Below are 19,150 nucleotides of genomic sequence, written 5' to 3' on the forward strand. Positions count from 1 at the left end.
ATGGACCTTTCCCACCGTACGATCCTGGTCACCGGCGCCTCCGGAAACATCGGTGCCGCCACCGTCCGGCTCCTGGTCGCCAGTGGAGCCAAGGTGATCGCCGCGGGCCCGAGCGACGAACTCCTCGCTCCTCTGGTGGCCGAGACCGGCGTACGCGGCCTGGCCTTCGACCTCACCTCGGAGGACGCGGTCCGCCGGGCGCTGAGCGACCTGCCGCTGGACGGCGTGGTCAACTGCGCCGGCCTCGGCGGCGTGGTCGGCCCGCTGGTCGACGCCGACCTCGACGTCTACGACAGCGTCATGGCGGTGAACACCCGCGGCGCCTTCCTGGTGACCAAGTACGCGTCCCGCACGATGATCGCGGCCGGTCGCGGCGGCGCGATCGTCAACGTGTCGAGCCAGGCCGCCCTGGTCGCACTCCAGGGGCACATGGCGTACGGCGCCTCGAAAGCGGCCCTGGACAGCATGACCCGGGTGGCCGCGCTGGAACTGGGCCCGCACAACATCCGGGTCAACAGCGTCAACCCCACCGTCGTGATGACCCCGATGTCGGCGTCCTACTGGGGGCGCCCCGAGATCCAGGACCCGTTCCTGTCCCAGATGCCGCTGGGCCGATACGCCACCGAGGAGGAGATCGCCGCCCCGATCGTTTTCCTGCTGAGCGACGCGGCCGCAATGATCACCGGAGTGGTCCTCCCCATTGACGGCGGCTACACCGCGCGCTGATTCTTTCCGGTATTGACGGTCGCCGACCCGATTGACGCATTGTCCGGCCCTGAGGTGGGCGCGATAATATCGCGCCCACCTTCCGCATTTCTATCGCTGGAATCGTGGACCGATAACCGGTCACCGGGAGGCTATTCTCACAACGCCGGGCACATTCCGATGTGGGACAAATCTGAGCGAGGCGATGAAGCGATGTCCCCTCTCGACTCCTCGTACACGGTCTGGGGCGGCGTTCCCTCGCGTAATCCCGACTTCACCGGCCGCGGCGACTTGCTCGCGGCCCTCGATGAGAGGCTGCGGACGCAGAGCGTGACGGCCTTGCTGCCGCGGGCTCTGCACGGCATGGGTGGTGTCGGCAAGTCGCAGATCGCCACCGAGTACGCGTACCGGCATCGCGACGACTACGACATCGTCTGGTGGATCCCGTCGGAGCAACCCGCCCAGATCCTGCGGGCGTTGATCCAGCTCGGGGAGGCGCTCGAGCCTCGGGCGGGACGATCCGCAGACGCTGAAAGCCGCGCGGTGGCTCGGATTCATCCAGCGCGTCCTCGGCGACTTCGCGGAGGCGCGGGACATCAACGCGGAGTCGCTGACCCGGCTGCGAGCGAGTCTCGGGGCGAACCATGAGGAGACGCTCGACGCGATGGCCCTGGTCGCCGGGGACCTGCGCGCTCAGGGCCGGTTCGAGCAGGCCCGGGACCTGGACCAGGAGACGCTGGACACGTGCCGTGCCACCTTCGGCCCGGACTATCCGGCGACTCTGAGCGCGGCGCACGGCCTAGGGGTCAGCCTGCGGCTGACCGGCGAGTTCCGGACGGCCCTGGAGCGGGATTCGGACACATCGCGCCGGCTGGCCGACGTGCTCGGCATCAACCACCCGCTCACCCTGTCCACGTTGAACGGCCTCACGCTGGATCTACGTGAGTGCGGGCGTTACATCGAGGCCCACATCGACCAGGAGAAGCTCTACGCTCGGACCCGGACCGTGCTGGGTGAGGATCACCCGCAAACGCTAATGGCGGCGCGGAATCTCGCAGTGTCCAGGCGGCGGGCCGGTGAGCACGAAACCGCGCGCAAACTCGCTCATGACACCATGACCCGATTGGCGCAGCGGTTCGGCCCGCTCAATCCGGAGACCGTCGCGGCGGCTCTGAACTACGCGGTCGACCTGCGCGAGGACGACCGGCTCGAGGAATCACTGGCGCTGGCCGTTCAGGCCCGGGAGAACTACGAACACCTCCTCGGTCCGAACCACCCCTACACGCTGTACGCCCGCACCAACCTGGGCATCGTGTTGCGGCTGCTCGGGCGGCTGGACGAGGCTCGGCAGCACGACTCGGCGGCCTACGACGGCCTCCGGGCGCGGCTCGGCCCCGACCACGCGATGACGCTGGCCGCCGCCACCAACCTGGCCGGCGACTACGCGGCCCAGGGAGACCCGGCCACCGCCCACGAGATCGACCGGGATGCGTGGTCGCGGTCCCGGGTTCGGCTGGGCGAAGACCATCCGTCGACGCTGGCCTGCGCGCTGAATCTCCACTTCGACCTGATTGCCCTGGGCCGGGCGGGCGAGGCTCGCGAGATCTACCGGGCCGTCATGGACGGCTGTCGCCGGGTGCTCGGTGATCAGCACCCGGCGATCCGGGCGGCCGAGGCGGGGGAGCGGGCCAACGGTGACGTCGACCCGATGCCGCTCTGACGCTAGTCCGGAAGCGCCCGGCCCACCCACTCGGCGAGCTCCCGGGGTGCCGGATTCTCGCCCGGTCCGGCGAGCAGACGGCGATGAACGGCCAGGACGATCTCCGGTCGTTCATGGAGGGCGCGTGCGGCCCGCCCCGGCTTCAGAGCGAGGCCGAGCCCGGTCCAGGCGTCCACGTCTTCGGGATCGTCGATCAGCCGGTCGGCGAATCCCTTGGCCGCGGTGTCGCGCTCGCCGAGGAACAGCGCCAGGTCGGCGTCGGTCAGGCCGGCCGCCCAGTCCTCGGCGCGGACGTCGTGGAAGTGGTCCGGCGCGATCAACCGGCGCCGCGCGAGGCCGAGCCGGCCCGCGGACCAGTACCGCATCTCCGGATCGGGCAGGACCGTCGACGGCCGGACAATCGCAGCCGGGGCGCCGTCCGACCAGAGCCGGGCCAGCGCCTCGATGTCCTCCGCCTCGGGCCGGCAGTGCCGGATCCGCCACCCGGCCCGATGACCGTCGGCGACCAGCCTGGCCAGGGCGGCCGCCTCGCCGTCGACCTCGTCGTGCTGCCACGAGGCGAGCTCCTCGAGAAGGCCGTCGATGAACCGGACACCCTGGTCGGTCAGGCCGCCGGCCTGTCGTGCGGTGGCGAGCGCCTCGGTGGTCTGCATCCGGGCGTAGGCGTACTCGAAGTGGTGGAGCCGGCGGCCGGACCGCTTCCGCTCCCGCCAGAACGCCGTGATTCCGAGGAATGCGTAGACCCCCTGCAGCAGGCCGCCGGGCGGGCGGGGGTCGTCGCGCCACGGCGCGTACAACGAAGGGTTCCCGGCCGGGGTGGTCAGCGGGACCAGGTGCATGAGGCCGCCGAGCTTGATGTGCATGAACTCGTGGACGAGCGACACCGCGAGAGTCTCGGCGTCGGGCGGGGGCGAGCACATGACGGCGCCGAACGCCTCGCCGGTGGAGGCGCTGCGAGTGTCCCATCCGTCGCCGACCGGCAGCGGGACGAGCGAGGTCACGCCGGCGGCGAGAGATGCCGCGAGCTCGGCGTGGTCGCGGGTGAGAATCGTCCACGCGTCGTCGAGCAGCTCGGTCCACCGGCCGAGCTCGGCCGGGCTCAAGGGGGCCGGGTCGACCGGGTCGGCCAGGTCCCGCATCGGATCGAGGCGGTCGAGCCAGACGATCAGTTCCGGTCCGGTGCCGACGGACACCTGCGGCAGCGGCCACCAGCCGTCGGCCTCGCCACCGTCGTCCGGCACGTCGATCCGCTGGTCGCCGTGGCTGAACCAGATGCGGCCGCCCGCGGTGCCGGCCTCGGCCACGTCGTAGCCCGTGCCGCGGGAGAAATGCGCCATGCCCAGCCGCGGCACCATCACCCGACCGTCGCGCAGCGGCACGACCGTGGTGAACGGCTGTCGTGCCGCGGCGGCGGCCGCGAGGGCGAGGGTATTGAACTGGCCGAAGTCGGTGTGGAGGGGCGCCGGGCTCGCGGCCCCGCCGAGCTGCCGGCGCAGGGCGTAGGCGAGCCAGTTGCCGACCTGGGGATGCATGATCAGCGCGGCCACCTCGGCCGGCGCGCTGACCTGTGCATCCTCCAGGGCGTGCCAGGCCGTGTCCACCGGTGGGAGTGGACCGAACAGGCCGGGATCCTGGGTGACGGCCCGGCGGAACGCGAGGAGCATGACCAGGCGTCTGTTCCACTGACCGTCCCACAGGGTGCGCACGACAGCGGGTGACCCGTTGCCGTGCGCGAGCTCTGCGAACGCCGATCCCGGCAGCTGCATCCGTGCCCGCTGTTCGGCGGCCGTCTCGTTCTCTGTCACGGTTTTTCGTAGCTCCTCAAGCGTCACGCAAGGGGCGAGCTTCGATGAACGGTTCGCGATCAGTCGGCGCGTCCGGGCGGGCCGGAGCCGCCCAGGTTGGCGCGCGGCCGCTCAACTTGTCGCAAGACTAGTCTAACGGCTCCGTTCAGATCTTTCCGGGCGTTCGAGCGCAGTTCGAGCAGTGAGTAGTCGTTCAAATCCGGTAGTTCCGTGGTGATGTCACGCTGAGCGAATGTCACGACGTTTCCGTTCTTCTAGAACTCCACAGTCATGGGTTAATGGCCGGCACCCGGCGGTGGGCGCGGCACATCCAACCACATCGGACCGGTAAAAGGTTCGAACCAGGAGTGTCGTGTCCCGTCACGGCTGGTCATGTCCACCCTAGGTGCGTTGTCGATCATACGATGGTTCGCGGCGCGGGTCGGCTGCTCCGCTTCATCTCCCTCTTTCCTGCAATTGTTTCGGGGAAGAATGCGTTCTCCGAAAATTGGAAATGGAGAATGAGAAAGTGACGCACGGCAAAATTCGAAAGGACCGCCCCGCCCGGAAGCGGCACTCCGCGCGAGCAGAGAAGCGTCCGCGGACACGTCACGCGGGCCGGCCACCCCATGACTCCGGTGTCGTTGCCGGAATGGGTGGTCTGAGTGTTCCGAATCGGACTCCGAAGAGGCCCAACCCGGCGCGCGCCGCTGCCGAACCGGGGGTGCTTGCCGCAAGCTTCAACCACCGATCGCAACCTGCGGACGAAAGGAGCCCTCGGTGGGCACTGCCAACGCTCGTACGGTGCATCTCCAGACCGCCGCGGCACGGCGTGGTCCTCGGAACGTGCAGCCGGGCCTCTACGCCTCCCGCACCGCACGTCCCGGTGACAGCCAGGCCGACCCGGGCCGCCGGCTTCGGGAGCTCGCCGCGGCCGGGCGACTGGCCGCCGCGGCTGCCGAGGGGAGTCCGGAGCGGGCCTCGCTCACGTCGGCGGCGTACACCCTGGTCTGGCCGATCGTTTTCTCCCGGGTGACCCGGCGGTTCGAGCGGCAGCGCGGCCACGCCGCGTGTGCGGCCGCGGTGACCAATCTGGCCGACGAGTGCCTGGACCGGTTCCACGACGACGTCGAGGCCGTGGTCGAGGATCTGCTCGTGCACGCCGACCGGCCGGTCCGGCACGTCGAGGCCTGGGTCGCGACCCGGGTCAACGCGGCCACCATCAACGCGCACCGGCGGCGGCGCGGGGAGCGGGGGGCGTTGCAGCGTCCGCGGCTGCCGGGCTGGCTGGCCGACGGGCTGGGCGGGGACGCGTGGCTGACCGCGCTGGCCGTCGACATCCTGAACTGGGTGGGAGTGAGCGGTACGGCGGGTAGTGAGCTGTGGCCGGTGGAGGCGTGGGCGCAGGCCCGTGCGGCGTGCACAGGGGACTGGGCCGGCAGCGACCCGGCGGCGGTGCGGCGCGACATCGACCACGTGCTCGCGGTCATGCGGCGGCGCCCGCACTGGTATGCGTCGTTCGTGGAACGTCCGCTCGGCGCCAAGCAGGCTCCGGTGGTCGCGATGGCGACCGACCCGTACGGGGAACCGGTCGCCCCGCTGGGCCTGGGCGAACCCGACGACCGGGTCGAGTCGGAGCTGCGCCGGCTGGCCGCGGACGCCGTACGTGCGATCGGCGACCGCATCCACCGGGGCGAGCCGGCCGAGCCCGCGGTCGTCGAGGTCGTCCGCACGGTGTTCGGTGGCGTCTTCACCGGCACCCTCGACCAGGCCCCGCACGGCGGCGCCGACCCGCTCGGCGGGGTCACCGGCGCGCTGTCCGACCAGCGACGGGTCAACGCGATCGTGTCGGCCGCGCTGACCATCATCGAGGACAGTGACCGCTGACGACGGCGGCTCAACGGTGTGACTCCATGCCGCTCTCTGACGGACAGAAACTCCAGGCCAACCCGTACGCGTGACCCTCGCGCAGCCCGTGGAACTCGCGGAACACCTCCCCGTGCGCGGTCGGGGTGACCGCCGGGCGTTCCGGCGAGCGGGCGTCCATCTCCATGTAGGGGACCTCGTCGAGCAGCCACACCTCGTCCGGCATGCGGTCGGCCGCGAACCGCACCCGTACGGTGCCGTAGTCGCACGGTGCGAGCGGCACGATCGCGTAGTGCGGGCTGGTCGGCTGGTCCTCCGGCAGGGTGACGTGCAACCAGAACTCGTGCTTCTCGTCGCGTTCGAGCGGGCGCGGCAGGTCGAGAGTCAGCAGGCGGCTGCGTTCGAGGCGTTCGTTCTTCCGTACGCCGGCCCCGAACAGGGCGTTGACCACCGGTTCGCCGACGCCGGGCGGGGGTTCGGGGAAGCTGATCCGGATGACGACCTCGCGGAGTTCGCGGGTGGCCACGATGGTACGGATCTCGTAGAGCTCCGGGGTCGGGGTGTCCAGCCGGTACAGCGAGCACAGCGACGACACCCGCCACCCCGAGCCGGCGGTGTCGACGTCGATGGCGCGATCGTCCTCCCCGGCCGCCGCGGCGAGGGCGTTCAGGGCCTGGTCGGCCAGTCTCCGGGCGGTACGGGTGGAGACGCGCTGCAGCCGGGCCAGTTCGCCGATGCGGGCCCCGAGCGTCTGCAGCCCGAATTCCCGGCCGACCGCGAACGACACCAGGACGGCCTGGCCGTGATCCTTGGTCAGCGTGCCGGCCAGTTCGGTCAGCCAGGCCTGCACGACCGTCCGTGTCTTGGCGTCGTTCTCCCGTTTGAGCAGCCCGCACAGCGTCCGGATCCGGGGGCCGAGGTAGTCGTGCAGATTGCCGCGCTGGACGCCCTCACGGCTGCGGAGCGTCTTGAGTTCCTGAAAGAAGGCGGAGTCGGGGGCCATGGAACTCCTAGCAGTACTGTCTGTCGTCTACTAAAGACAGAACGTAGTGCACGTTGCTCTCTGTGGCGACCGTCCTGTAGGGAACCGGTCAGCGTGAGCTACCGAGGGTGACGGAATTTGCCAGACCGCTGGCCACAAAAAGGCCAGCGAAGGGCCTCGATCCGGGTAAATGCCTGGCCAGACTGGCAGGATGATCTGGGGGGCTACGATCACTCTGCGTCACTTTGTGATGACAGTGCCACTGGAGTGCCGGTGGTGACAACGAGCAACGACGCTCGCTTGCGCGAGCTGGCCGGACGAGGACACCTCGGACGGCTCAACGAGGCCGAGCGCGAAAGGTTGCGCCCGGCCGCCTACGAACTGGCGTACCGCATCGTCTACGACGTGGTGATCCGCCGCGTCGCCCGGGGCCGGGGCCATCACGCCTGCGCCGCCGGGCTGCACCGGATGCGGGAGTGCTGCCTCGACGGCTATTACGACGATCTCGAGGCGACCGTCGACCGGCTGCTCACCAGCACCGAGCGGATCGGTGACCTGGAGGCGTGGCTGGCCAAGCGGGCCAAGGGCGCGGCCATCGACGCCTACCGCCGCCGCCGGGGCGCGACCGGTGCCCCGCAACGCCCGCGGATGACCAAGGCGCTGTCGCGAGGGCTGGGGCACGATCCGTGGCTGTGCGACCTCGCGCTCAAGATCCTGGACTGGGTCGGCATCCCGGCCGGGCTCGGCGCCACGGTGTGGCCGGTGGACAGCTGGGCCGCCGACCGGGCCGCCCGCACCGGCGACCATCACGGCAGCACGCCGGCGCGGGTGGTGGCCGACGTGGACCGGGTGCTCGGCGTGATGCGCCGGCGGCCGGACTGGTTCCACCGGCACGTCGAACGGCCGCTCGGCCGCAAGACGGCACCGGTCGGCGGGTGCCCCGGCGAGGGGCCGGGCGATCCGCGGCCGCTGCTGGCCGATCCGGGCGACGCCGACGAGGCGCGGGTGCGGGAACTGGCCGCGGCCGCCGTCGAGGCGATCCGGGCCGGGCTGGGGCGGGGCGAGGACGCCGCAGCCGCGGTGGAGACGGTTCTCTCCGAGTTGTTCCTGGGCGGCACCGGAGCCGACCAGATCGGCCGGATGCCGGGCCACGGAGAGGTCACGGAGCGGGTGTCAGTGCTGCTCGGTGACCGCGTCGCCTTCGCCGCCCTGGTCCAGCGGATCCTGCCGATCGTGGACGGGTCCGCCGGCTAGGGCCTCGAGTGCGCGGCGGCGGTCGGCGACCAGATCGCCGACCGCCGCCGCGTCGGTTCGCTCGAGGGCGTCGCGCAGAGCCTGCCGCAGTTCGTCCTCGAGGAGACGCTGCAACTGGTCCTGCTGCCCCGGCGTGAGTTCCATGACGCGGCCTACCCCGCCGCTCGGCATCGCACATCCTTGATCATGTCCGGATTATTCACGGCCCCGCCCTTCTCGTCGACGACTCACTCAGAACTGGCGGACGAGCTGAGAACTGGCGGACGAGCTCAGAACTGGGGGACGAGCTCAGAACAGGCGGACGAGCTCAGAACTGGCGGACGGGGAGTCAGGCGGCCGCGACCAGCCGATCGACGGCCAGTCGTCCCAACGTGTCGGCCGTCTCGAGATCGATGTCGGCGGGCAGCTCGACCAGCACGCTGGGCCGCGACAGCCGAACCGGCCGCGGCGCGTTGGCCACCTCCATCGCCACGATCCCGTCGACCAGCGCGCTGTCGGCCACCCGCCGGAGCCCGTCCGCGGGCACCAGCAGCACGTCGTACCCGCAGGCCCGGGCCGCCTCGACCACCGCCGCCGCGAACCGCAGCACCGCCGTCACACTCACCTCCGAGCGCAGCGGCAGGGCGAGCGCGATGATGTGCGACCGGTTCCCGGCCAGTGCCCGCGCGCCCGCGTGCGGATGGAAGCCGAGCGCCCGCACACTCGCCAGCACCCGCGCCCGGGTCACGGCCGAGATCGCCCGTTTGCCGCTGAGCACGTAGGAGACCGTGCTGGCCGACACGCCGGCGTGCCGGGCGACATCGGCGATCGTGACCGGCGCGGGCTCACGACCGGAACGTGACCGCACTGACCCGGCTGCCCGCGTCCATGGCCAGATACAGATCGTGGACGCCCTCCACTCCGGGCACGCTCACCGTCTCGCCCGGCGGGACCAGAGCGAAATCGATTTCGCCGTACGGGTCGTCGAGCCGCAGAGCGACCGGCGGGCCGGACCCGTCGACGGACACCGCCCGTACGCGGGAAAGGTCGGTGCCGTTGAAACAACACCAGGCGCCGTCCTCGGTCGCCCGCACCGCCTCACCCCGCACCGGATCGCCCGTGGCCACCAGCGTGATCCCGCTGTACTCGTCGTGGTCGCCGGCCCGGATCGTGCTGTCCACCGCCCGCCGCGCCCCGATCCGCCGCCCCCGCACGGGCAGGGTGCCGGTGAGCCGGATGTCGCTGGCCGAACGCCCGACCAGGATCTTGTGCCGGGCCGTCTCGACCACGAACCGGTTGGACGTCACGTCCCAGAACGCCAGCTCGGCCACGTCGAGGGTCAGGCGGACGAGACGCGACTCGCCGGGCTCGAGGCCCACCTTGCCGAACGCCCGCAGGCGCCGCAACGGCTGCTTGACCCGGGACACCTGCTGGTGGGTGTAGAGCTGGACGACCTCGGTGCCGGCCCGCCGCCCGGTGTTGGTCACCCAGACGGTCACCGTGACCTGGTCGCCGGCCGCCGCCGTGGCGTGCGAGATGTCGAGATTCGAGTAGTCGAACGAAGCGTACGAGAGGCCGTGCCCGAAGGGATAGAGCGGCGTGCCCCGGTAGTACTGGTAGGTCGCGTCGTTGGTGATGATGTCGTAGTCGAGGATGTCCGGCAGTTCGCACGCGCTGCGGTACCAGGTCTGGGTGAGCCGCCCGCCCGGGTCGGCCCGCCCGGTGAGCACATCGGCCAGGGCGTGGCCGAGTTCCTGCCCGGCGTGCGACATCCACAGCACGGCCGGCAGGTGGGTGTCGGCCCAGCCGATCGCGTAGGGGTAGCTCGAGACCAGCACCAGCGCGGTGTTCCGGTTGGCCGCGTAGACCTCGCGCAGCAGCCGGTCGTGGGCCGACGGGAGTTCGAGGTCGGCCCGGTCCTCGGTCTCGCGCCCGTTGACCAGCGGGTGGTTGCCGATCACGACGATCACCGCGTCGGCCGTGGCGGCCAGGTCGGCCGCGTCCGAGGCGCCGTCGACGATCGTCTCCATGGTGAACCGGGCCGCGCGCGGGCCCAGCGTCAGTTGCGCCGTCACCGCGCCGCGGTCGGGATTGCCGGGGGAGCTGTGCGTCCGCAGGGCCACCGAGCCGTCCGGACGGCGGTCGATCCGGAACATCTCGTGGACGACCCAGTCCGAGGGGCCTGCGGAATCGGCGACGAGCTTTCCCTCGTACGCGCGAAGGAACTTGCCGTTGATCGTCGATCGCAGGGTGACGACTCCGCCACCCCAGTCGAACACGTCGAACGCCGCCGGCTCGGGACTCAGCCGCAGGCCGTGCTCGTCGGCGGCCAGATGGAGCGCTCCCAAGGTGAGCACGACGCGATCGGCGCCCTCGGCGTGCACCACCTCCGGCAGCACTTCGGCCAGGCCGGCGCGGGCGGTGACCGCGTACGGGAGGGTGCCGCTGTACCAGTCGGTGAAGACGCGGTCGGCGTGCGGCCCGACGACGGCGACCGTGCGATGGCGGGCCGGGTCGAGCGGGAGCAGGCAGCATTCCGACTTGAGCAGCGTGATCGAGGCGCGCGCCGCTTCCTTGGCCAGTCCTCTGTGCGCTTCTTCGTCGATCTTTGTTTCCCCGTACGGATTCTGGCCGCTCGAATCGAACTCGCCGAGCCGGACGCGCATGGTCAGCGCCCGGCGCACCGCCCGATCGACGTCCTCCTCCTTGATCAGTTCGCGCCGCAGGGCCTCGGTGATCCGCTCGACGGTGACCTCGGTGCGCTGATCGGCGTCGGTGAAGCTGTCGATGCCCGCGCGCAGGGCGGCCGCGTGGCTCTCGGCGTGGTCGGCGAACCAGGCCTGCTGCATCGGATCGGCCAGATTGGTCGGGGCGTAGGCGTCGGAAACCACGAAGATCTCGTCCCCGGTCCACGTCCGCAGTTCGTCCTCGAGATAGGGGGTGACGTGCGCCGGACGGCCGTTGACCAGGTTGTACGACGCCATCACGGCCACCGCCGAACCGCGCTCGATCGCCGGGCGGTAGGCGGGCAGTTCGTACTCGTGCAGCACCCGCGGGCTCAGGTTGCTCGACGTGAGGCAGCGGTCGGTCTCGTTGTTGTAGCCGAGGAAGTGCTTGAGGGTCGGCGCCGTCCGCAGCACCCGGGGGTGGTCGCCGGCCAGGCCCCGCGCGTACGCGTCGCCCATCAGGCCGCTGAGCAGCGGGTCTTCGGCGTAGCCCTCCTCGTTTCGCCCCCACCGCGGATCGCGCAGCGGGTTGACCACCGGCGCCCAGACGTTGAGGCCGCACCGGCCCTGTTGATGGAGGGCTCGCACCTGGTCGCTAGTGGCCGCGCCGACCCGCTTCAGCAGGTCGAGGTCCCAACTGGTGGCCAGACCGATCGCCTGGGGGAAGACGGTCGCCTCGCCCAGCCAGGCGACGCCGTGCAGGCCCTCGGTGCCGGTGCGGAAGGCAGCGATCCCGAGCCGGTCGATCGCGGGCTGGTGCTGGTGGAGCATCGCCACCTTCTCGGGCAGCGTGAGCCGGGCCAGAAGGTCGTCGACGCGCTCGGTGAGGGGTGCGTCGTGCCGGCGGAACAGCGGTGTCTCACTCATGCGGGGTCACATCCGTGGGCTGTCGTCGAAGCGCTTCAACGGCGTCCACGAGACGGGCTTGCCGTCCGCCTTCGAAGCGCTTCGACACGGGGGTGGCGTTCATGTCGTCCGTGTTTCAGCTGATTGACGAACTGTCTACCCGAGCGGCGCCGGGCCCGTCAAGAGATCATCCTCGATCCCCGGCTGGACGTCCTTCTGCCGCCGTGAGCTATGTGGAGTTGTCTCAGTGCTCCGCTGTGCGCACCGGGTGGAGCCCGGGCTCGGGCGGATCCGCATCCCGGTGACCGGCGTCGAGCGTGCGCAGGGTCATGCGGTCATCGTGCCAGCGGCGGCGGCAGTGTGCCCGCGTCGATCGCGTCCAGCACCCGGGTCGCCCCGCCGGCCGCGGCCGCGCTCGTGTCGAGGGCCGAGGCGACGATGCGGGTGCCGCCGCAGTCGGCTGCGACCGAGCGCGCCTCCAGTTCCGCGGTGGCGGGCGGGATCAGCCACGGTGACAGCACGGCGAAGTGCCCGCCCAGGGCCACGCAGGCCGGGTTGACCAGGTTGGCCAGCAGCGAGATGGCGTGCCCGAGGTGGCGGCCCACGTCGGTCAGCGCGGCCAGCACCCGCTCGTCGCCCGCCTTGGCCAGCCGGTGGATCTCGTCGAGGTGGGGTCCGAACTCCGAGGGGGAGAGGGTGGCGTCGGGCAGGGCGCGGCGGATGACGGCACCCAGTCCCGCGTACGCCTCCAGGCAGCCCCGCCGCCCGCACGAGCAGACCGGGCCGGCCGGGTCGAGCGGCAAGTGCCCGAACTCGCCCGCGAACCCGCGTGTGCCGCGCAGCAGCCGGCCGTCGCTGATGATGCCGGCCCCGATACTCGTGCCACCGGTGACATAGGCCAGGTCGGCCGTCTGTGGCGAGGCGCCCAGGCGTTGTTCGGCCAGGACGGCCAGGTTGGCGTCGTTCTCGACCAGCAGCGGGTAGGCGGGTTCGCCGAGGGCGGCCGCCAGCGACTTGGCGAAGCCGGGTTCGACCAGCCCGGGCACGGCGACGGTCAGGCCGAGCACCTGGCGGCCCTCGCGTTCCAGTTTGCCGACGGCGCGCCGGGCGAGCGCGGCCAAAGATGCGACGGCCTGGCCGGTGAACGCGCGGCGCCACGACAGCAGCCGTTCGCCGGCCAGGTCGAGGGCGACGGCGGTCAGGTAGTCGGTGTTGATCTCCAGCCCCACCGCCGCGTACGGGGAACCGTCCAGAACCAGCATCGTGGCCGGGCGGCCGATCCGGTTTTCGGTCATCCCGATCTCGCGGACCAGGCGCCGGTCGATCAGGTCGGTGACCAGCGACGACACGGTTGCCTTGTTGAGGCCGGTGGTGGCCGCGATGTCGGCCCGCGAGCAGGGCGCCTCGGTCCGCAGATGTCGCAGCACGACGGCCAGGTTGGTCGCCCGGACGTCGGCGAAGTCGGCCGGTTGCGGACCGCTGTCCCTAGTGATCACCAACGCCCCCACTCACCCCCGCAGCCTACGGCACCAGCCGCTCCCGGGGCTTGTGGCCCCGGCGTTAGTTCGTTTACCGTCCCAACTAAAGATTACCCGAGACGGAGCGAGACAGTGAACTCTTTCGATAGACGACGGTTCTTGGGGCTCGCCGGGCTCGGCGCCCTGTCGATGGCCGGCGGCGGCCTCCTGACCGCGTGCGGCGACGCCAAACCGTCCGGCGGCCCCGGCACCACCACCCAGGATCAACTGCAGAAACTGCTTCCCGCGTACGCCCCGAACGAGCTCGTCAAGGCCGACATCCCGAGCGTCACCGGTGCGAACGGCTTCTTCAGCAACCCGGCCTTCCTGAAGTACCCGGCCAGCCCGGTCACGACCACGTCCGGCGTGCCCGGCAAGGGCGGCACGTACACGACGATGACCCCGCTGTGGGGCGCGATCCCGTCGGCGAGCGGCAACGCGTACTACGCGGCCGTCAACAAGGCGATCGGCGCGACGCTCAAGCTGCAGCCGGCCGACGGCAACAACTACGACAAGGTGCTGCCCACCCTGTTCGCCGGGGACAAGCTGCCCGACTGGGTGCAGGTGCCGAGCTGGAACATGGGCAACCTCGGGTTCGCCGACGCGGTCAACAAGTTCGCCGACCTCGGGCCCTACCTGTCCGGGGACGCGATCAAGGCGTATCCGAACCTGGCCGCCATCCCGACCAGCGCCTGGCAGTGCTGCATCTGGAACGGCAAGCTGTTCGGCCTGCCCGTCTACTACAGCGGCGCGACCATCGCCGGGACGATCTTCCACCGCAAGGACATCCTGGCCAAGGAGGGGATCAACCCGGACGACATCAAGACCCCGGACGACCTGGCCGAGCTGGGCAAGCAGCTGACCAGTGCGGCGGCCGGGCGGTGGGCGTTCGACGACGTGTTCGACGCGACCGGCCAGATCTTCAAGTTCCCGGTCGACCCGAACCGCTGGGTCATCGACGAGAGCGGCAAGATCATTCACCGGTACGAGACCCCGGGCATCCTCGCCGCCCTGGAGTGGTACCAGGCCCAGGCCAAGGCCGGACACGTGCACCCGGACGCCCTGGCCGACAAGAACCAGGAGGCCAAGCAGCGCTTCTGGAGCGGCAAGGTGGCCATCACCGGGGACGGCCCGGGCGCCTGGAAGGGCGACGACGCCAAGAGCGGCAAGGCGGCCAATCCCTCGTACGAGCGGCAGGCCTTCAAACTGCTGTCCACCGACGGCAAGCCGCAGATCTGGATGAACCCGAGCGCCGGCATGTACAGCTTCCTCAACGCGAAGCTGAGCGCCGACCAGATCAAGGAATGCCTGTCGATCGCCAACTACCTGGCCGCGCCGTACGGGTCGGCCGAATACCTCACGGTCAACTTCGGGGTCGAGGGAACCGACTACACGATGGTCGACGGCAATCCGGTGCTGACCGAGCGCGGCAGCAAGGAGGTCGCCACGACCTATCAGTTCCTGATCACGCCGATCAGCCCGACCACCGTCATCGCCGGGCAGACCCAGGTGGTCAAGGACTACGCCGCGTGGGAGGCCGACATGGTCAAGTACGCGGCCAAGCCGGCCTTCTACGGCATGAACGTCACCGAGCCGGCCCAGTACGCAAACATCAACCAGCCGATGGTCGACCTGATCAAGGACATCCGGTACGGGCGCAAGCCGGTCTCGGCGTACGCGGACGGCCTCAAGACCTGGAAGGCGCAGGGCGGGGAGCAGCTGCGCGCGTTCTACGAGGACATCCGCAGCAAGTACGGCACCGGCCAGTGACCGCCCTGCAGTCGCGTCCGACCCGCCAGGCCGAGGTCGCGCCCGTGAAGACGCGCCGGTGGAGACGCGACCGCTCGCTGCTGATCATGGTCGTGCCGGCCGTGGTGCTGCTGTTCGTCTTCAACTACATCCCCATGTTCGGCACGACGACGGCGTTCCAGCGCTACAGCATCTACGCCGGCTTCTGGCACAGCCCGTGGACCGGTTTCGAGACGTTCCGGCTCATGTTCGCGGACCCGCTGTTCTGGGCCTCGCTCGAGAACACGCTGCTGATCAGCCTGGTCCAGCTGGTGCTGTTCTTCCCGATCCCGATCGCCCTCGCGATGCTGCTGCACTCGATCCTCAGCACCCGGATCCGGACCATCGTGCAGTCGGTCGTCTACCTGCCGCACTTCTTCTCGTGGGTGCTGGCGGTGACGATCTTCCAGCAGATGCTCGGCGGGGCCGGCGCGCTCAACCAGTTCCTGCGCGGCAACGGCCTGGCCACCTGGGACGTGATGACCAACCCGGACACGTTCAAACTGCTGGTCACCTCGCAGGTGATCTGGAAGGAGGCGGGCTGGGGCATCATCGTGTTCCTGGCCGCGCTGGCCGCGATCGACTCCCAGCTCTACGAGGCGGCCGCCGCCGACGGGGCCGGGCGGTGGCGGCGCATGTGGCACATCACGCTGCCCGGCATCCGCGGCGTCATCGTTCTGATGCTGGTGCTACGCCTCGGCAACGTGCTCACCGTCGGCTTCGAGCAGATGCTCGTCCAGCGCGGCGCGGTCGGGCGTGATGCCGCCGAAGTGCTCGACACGTACGCCTACTTCTACGGCGTCGTGAACGCGAACTTCAGCCTGGGCGCGGCCGCCTCCCTGTTCAAGGGCGTGCTGTCGCTGCTGTTCCTGCTGGCCGCCAACAAGGTCGCGCACCTGCTGGGCGAGGACGGACTGTATCGCCGATGACTGCCACTACTGCTACTGCTTCCCGCCGGGCGCCTTGGGAAGAACCGCCGACGGTCGCGGGCCAGACGGGCAAGGGCGTGGTGCTGTTCCTCGTCCTGGCCGTCGTGCTCGTCCCGCTGTGGATGGTCGTGCTGACCAGCCTGTCCACCCAGGCCGCGGTCAATGACGCCGGGGGCATGGTGCTGGTGCCCGACGGGATCACGTTCGAGGCGTACCGGCAGATCTTCACCAATCAGCTCGTGATGCATTCGCTGCTGGTGAGCCTGGCCATCACGGTGATCGGCACGGTGGTGTCGATGGTGGTCACGATCCTTTGCGCGTACGGGCTCTCCCGCCCCGGATCCTTCGCCCACCGCCCGATCCTGCTGACCCTGGTCGTCACCATGTTCTTCAGCGGCGGCATCATCCCGACGTTCCTGGTCGTCTCGGCCCTGGGCGGCTACGACGCCTACTGGTCGATGATCCTGCCCACCGCGGTCAGCGTGTTCAACATCCTGGTCGTCCGGGCGTTCTTCTCGGCCACCGCGCAGGACCTCATCGACGCCGCCGCGCTCGACGGCGCCGGGGAGTGGCGCACGCTGTGGTCGGTCGTGCTGCCCACCTCCCGGGCCGTCACCGCCGTGGTGGCCCTGTTCTACGCCGTCGGCTACTGGAACACGTTCTTCAACGCCCTGCTGTTCCTGCCCGACAACCAGAAGTGGCCGCTGCAGATGGTCATCTACACGTACACGTTGCAGGGCAACGCCATGCCCGGCAGCGGGCAGAACACCACCGGCCAGTACTTCGGTAACCAGATCATCGCCCCGCTGGCCATCCAGATGGCGGTCGTGACCCTGACGCTGATCCCGATCCTGCTGGTCTATCCGTTCGTGCAGCGGCATTTCACCAAGGGCGTGCTGCTCGGGGCGATCAAGGGATGATCTCCTTCGGCGGCGACTACAACCCCTCCCGGTCTTCTCTGGACGAAGACATCGCCCTCATGCGTGACTCCGGTGTCACGCTGGTGACCGTCGGCGTCTTCTCGTGGTCCCGCGTGCAGCCCGCTCCCGGCCGGTTCGAGTTCGGCCGGCTCGACCGGGTGCTCGATGCCCTCGGAGAGGGCGGGATCGGCGTCTGCCTGGCCACGCCGACCGCCTCGCCGCCGCCGTGGTTCACCCGCGCACATCCCGGCGCCATGCCCGTCACCGCGGACGGGGTACGGCTCACCCACGGTTCCCGTGACACGTACTGCGTCAACGCCCCCGCCTACCGTGCCGCCTGCTCCTCCCTCGTCGGGCAACTGGCGGCTCGCTACGGCCGGCACCCCGCCCTGCGGCTGTGGCACGTGCACAACGAGTACGGGACGCCCTGCTACTGCGACCATTGTGCGCTCGGCTTCCGCGCCTGGCTCGTGGACGCGTACGGGGAAACCGCTCTTCTCAACGACGTGTGGAGCACCGATTTCTGGTCGCAGGAGTACGCCTCGTTCGACGAGGTGCTGCCGCCGCGCGCCACCCAGTATCTGAGCAATCCCGCCCACGTGCTGGACTACCGGCGCTTCGTCTCCGACGCCATGCTCGCGCACTACATCGCCCAACGTGACCTCTTGCGCCCCACCGGCGTACCCGTCACCACCAACTTCGTCCTCGGCGACTGGGTCCCGGTCGACCACGCACGCTGGTCCCGCGAGGTCGACGTGGTCGCCGTCGACGACTACCCCACATCACCGGTGACACACCTGGCCGACCGCGCGTTCACCGCCGACCTGGCCCGCGGCTGGGCCACCGGCGACCCGTGGATCCTCATGGAACACGCCCCCGGCGCGGTAGGCCCGCACACTCTGCCCGCGGGCGCCGCAACCGCAGCTGCCACCACCTACCTGTCCCGCGGTGCCACCGGTGTCATGTATTTCCAGTGGCGCGCCACCCCCGGCGGCGCCGAGCAGTGGCATTCCGCGATCGTTCCGCACGAGGGTCCCGAGACTCCGCTCTTCCGCGAGATCGCCGACATCGGGCGGTCCCTGGCCGAACGAAACCCTGTGCGGGTGACCGCAACCCGGGCCCTCATCTACGACGAGCAGTCGATGTGGGCCTGGCAGTCCCCACACCTGCCGACCCGCCTCGACTACACCGCCGAGGCCCGCCGCTGGCACCGAGCCCTGGCCGCCACCGACGCGTCGCCACCTCGGGCCGGCTCACCTGCTGGTTCGGCGGCTCCCACGGGCGGGGCGCTCGCGGGTGCTGCTTCCGTGGACCGGGCGCCGAATGGTGTCGGGCCGGGCGGCGCTGTGCCGGCGGCTCCTCTGAGTGGCGCGCCGGCTGAGACCGTGTCCGGCGGCGATGGTTCGGTGGTTCCCACGGGCGGGGTGCTCGTGGGTGCTGCTTTCGTGGGCCGGGCGCCGAATGGTGTCGGGCCGGGCGGCGCTGTGCCGGCCGCTCCCCTTAGTGGCGCGCCGGCTGACACCGTGTCCGGCGGCGACGGTTCGGTTGCTCCCGTGGTTGGGGTGTTGGGCAGTGCCGTGCCCGAGCGTGGCGACTCGGTTGCTTCCGTGGGTGGCGGGTCGACTGGTGTCGTGCTCGGATGCGCCGACCTGGTCGCTCCCGGCGGTGACGCACCGGCTGCTGTGTTGCCGGAACGCGGTGACCACGCTGCGCCCGTGGACGTGGTACCCCTCGGTGCTCCGCTGGACGACTACGAGCTGGTGGTGGTCCCGTTCCTGCATCTGGTCTCGGCCGCGGACCACAAGGCCTTGCGTGCCTACGTTCTGGGAGGCGGAACCCTGGTGCTGACCTACGGTTCCGGCCTCACCGACGAGCACTGCCGCGTCACCTCGGGCGCGTGGGAGGACCTGATCGGCGCACGAGTGATCAGACGCCACTACGACGACTGGCGCGAGGATCTGGAACTGACCGGCGCCACCGCGGTCCTCAGCCGGGCCGGCCATCCCGTGGTGACCGAGCATCACTACGGCCAAGGCCTGGTGCGCTACGTCGCCGCCCCCGTCGACGATCCGTCGCGCTGGCTGAACCGGCGCTGAGATGAGGAAGCAGACGCGGTTCGGAGGGTGTCGTGGCT

Annotated in this window: 13 protein-coding genes and 1 pseudogene; 8 read left to right on the top strand and 6 right to left on the bottom strand. The window is 70.3% G+C overall.

All coding sequences use genetic code 11. The features are described 5' to 3' along the window. Window positions 1-726 carry an SDR family oxidoreductase gene (locus KOI35_RS43080; protein ID WP_215795532.1) on the top strand — a complete coding sequence of 242 codons (726 nt, stop codon included), beginning with the start codon at window positions 1-3 and terminating at the stop codon, window positions 724-726. 496 nt (window positions 727-1,222) lie between these two features. Continuing rightward, a pseudogene (gene fxsT / locus KOI35_RS43085) lies at window positions 1,223-2,425 on the top strand (FxSxx-COOH system tetratricopeptide repeat protein); the annotation flags it as partial. A 2-nt stretch (window positions 2,426-2,427) separates the two neighbouring features. On the opposite strand, the gene KOI35_RS49205 reads toward fxsT, so the two are convergent. Then, window positions 2,428-4,230 carry an HEXXH motif domain-containing protein gene (locus KOI35_RS49205; RefSeq protein WP_215795534.1) on the bottom strand — a complete coding sequence of 601 codons (1,803 nt, stop codon included), beginning with the start codon at window positions 4,228-4,230 and terminating at the stop codon, window positions 2,428-2,430. Window positions 4,231-4,989: 759 nt separating this feature from the next. On the opposite strand from KOI35_RS49205, the gene KOI35_RS43095 reads away from it, so the two are divergent. Beyond that, a complete protein-coding gene (locus KOI35_RS43095) occupies window positions 4,990-6,096 on the top strand; it encodes a hypothetical protein (RefSeq protein WP_215795535.1) in 1,107 nt (368 codons plus the stop codon). A 10-nt stretch (window positions 6,097-6,106) separates the two neighbouring features. On the opposite strand, the gene KOI35_RS43100 is transcribed toward KOI35_RS43095, so the two are convergent. After that, the gene (locus KOI35_RS43100; RefSeq protein ID WP_215795536.1) at window positions 6,107-7,078 is read right to left on the bottom strand and encodes a hypothetical protein; all 972 of its coding nucleotides are present in this window, start codon (window positions 7,076-7,078) and stop codon (window positions 6,107-6,109) included. A gap of 255 nt (window positions 7,079-7,333) precedes the next feature. Here KOI35_RS43100 and KOI35_RS43105 point away from each other — a divergent pair, with 255 nt between their 5' ends. Then, window positions 7,334-8,311, top strand: a complete 978-nt coding sequence (locus KOI35_RS43105; RefSeq protein ID WP_215795537.1) for a hypothetical protein — start codon at window positions 7,334-7,336, stop codon at window positions 8,309-8,311. On the opposite strand, the gene KOI35_RS43110 is transcribed toward KOI35_RS43105, so the two are convergent. The 4 genes from KOI35_RS43110 to KOI35_RS43125 all read right to left on the bottom strand — a co-directional run bounded on the left by KOI35_RS43110 (window position 8,231) and on the right by KOI35_RS43125 (window position 13,358). Beyond that, window positions 8,231-8,455 carry a hypothetical protein gene (locus KOI35_RS43110; RefSeq protein ID WP_215795538.1) on the bottom strand — a complete coding sequence of 75 codons (225 nt, stop codon included), beginning with the start codon at window positions 8,453-8,455 and terminating at the stop codon, window positions 8,231-8,233. The two genes, KOI35_RS43105 and KOI35_RS43110, sit on opposite strands and share 81 nt — an antisense overlap. 184 nt (window positions 8,456-8,639) lie before the next feature. Beyond that, window positions 8,640-9,158, bottom strand: a complete 519-nt coding sequence (locus KOI35_RS43115) for a LacI family DNA-binding transcriptional regulator (protein WP_215795539.1) — start codon at window positions 9,156-9,158, stop codon at window positions 8,640-8,642. Continuing rightward, the gene (locus KOI35_RS43120) at window positions 9,136-11,883 is read right to left on the bottom strand and encodes a glycoside hydrolase family 3 protein (protein ID WP_215795540.1); all 2,748 of its coding nucleotides are present in this window, start codon (window positions 11,881-11,883) and stop codon (window positions 9,136-9,138) included. The genes KOI35_RS43115 and KOI35_RS43120 overlap by 23 nt, the downstream gene beginning before the upstream one ends. A gap of 314 nt (window positions 11,884-12,197) precedes the next feature. Then, window positions 12,198-13,358 carry an ROK family transcriptional regulator gene (locus tag KOI35_RS43125; protein ID WP_308121417.1) on the bottom strand — a complete coding sequence of 387 codons (1,161 nt, stop codon included), beginning with the start codon at window positions 13,356-13,358 and terminating at the stop codon, window positions 12,198-12,200. A 141-nt stretch (window positions 13,359-13,499) separates the two neighbouring features. Here KOI35_RS43125 and KOI35_RS43130 point away from each other — a divergent pair, with 141 nt between their 5' ends. From KOI35_RS43130 to KOI35_RS48125, 4 genes are read left to right on the top strand one after another with little or no spacing between them, the layout of a single operon-like run. Further along, a complete protein-coding gene (locus KOI35_RS43130; RefSeq protein WP_215795542.1) occupies window positions 13,500-15,149 on the top strand; it encodes a type 2 periplasmic-binding domain-containing protein in 1,650 nt (549 codons plus the stop codon). A 44-nt stretch (window positions 15,150-15,193) separates the two neighbouring features. Further along, window positions 15,194-16,096 carry an ABC transporter permease gene (locus KOI35_RS43135; protein ID WP_308121418.1) on the top strand — a complete coding sequence of 301 codons (903 nt, stop codon included), beginning with the start codon at window positions 15,194-15,196 and terminating at the stop codon, window positions 16,094-16,096. After that, window positions 16,093-17,016 (top strand): carbohydrate ABC transporter permease, encoded by a 924-nt coding sequence (locus KOI35_RS43140; protein ID WP_215795543.1) that lies wholly within the window; start codon window positions 16,093-16,095, stop codon window positions 17,014-17,016. The genes KOI35_RS43135 and KOI35_RS43140 overlap by 4 nt, the downstream gene beginning before the upstream one ends. Beyond that, entirely contained in the window at window positions 17,013-19,112 is a 2,100-nt protein-coding gene (locus KOI35_RS48125; RefSeq protein ID WP_246614731.1) for a beta-galactosidase, read from the top strand. The genes KOI35_RS43140 and KOI35_RS48125 overlap by 4 nt, the downstream gene beginning before the upstream one ends. Window positions 19,113-19,150: the final 38 nt, after the last annotated feature.

Source organism: Paractinoplanes bogorensis (assembly GCF_018829635.1).
GTDB classification, from domain to species: domain Bacteria; phylum Actinomycetota; class Actinomycetes; order Mycobacteriales; family Micromonosporaceae; genus Actinoplanes; species Actinoplanes bogorensis.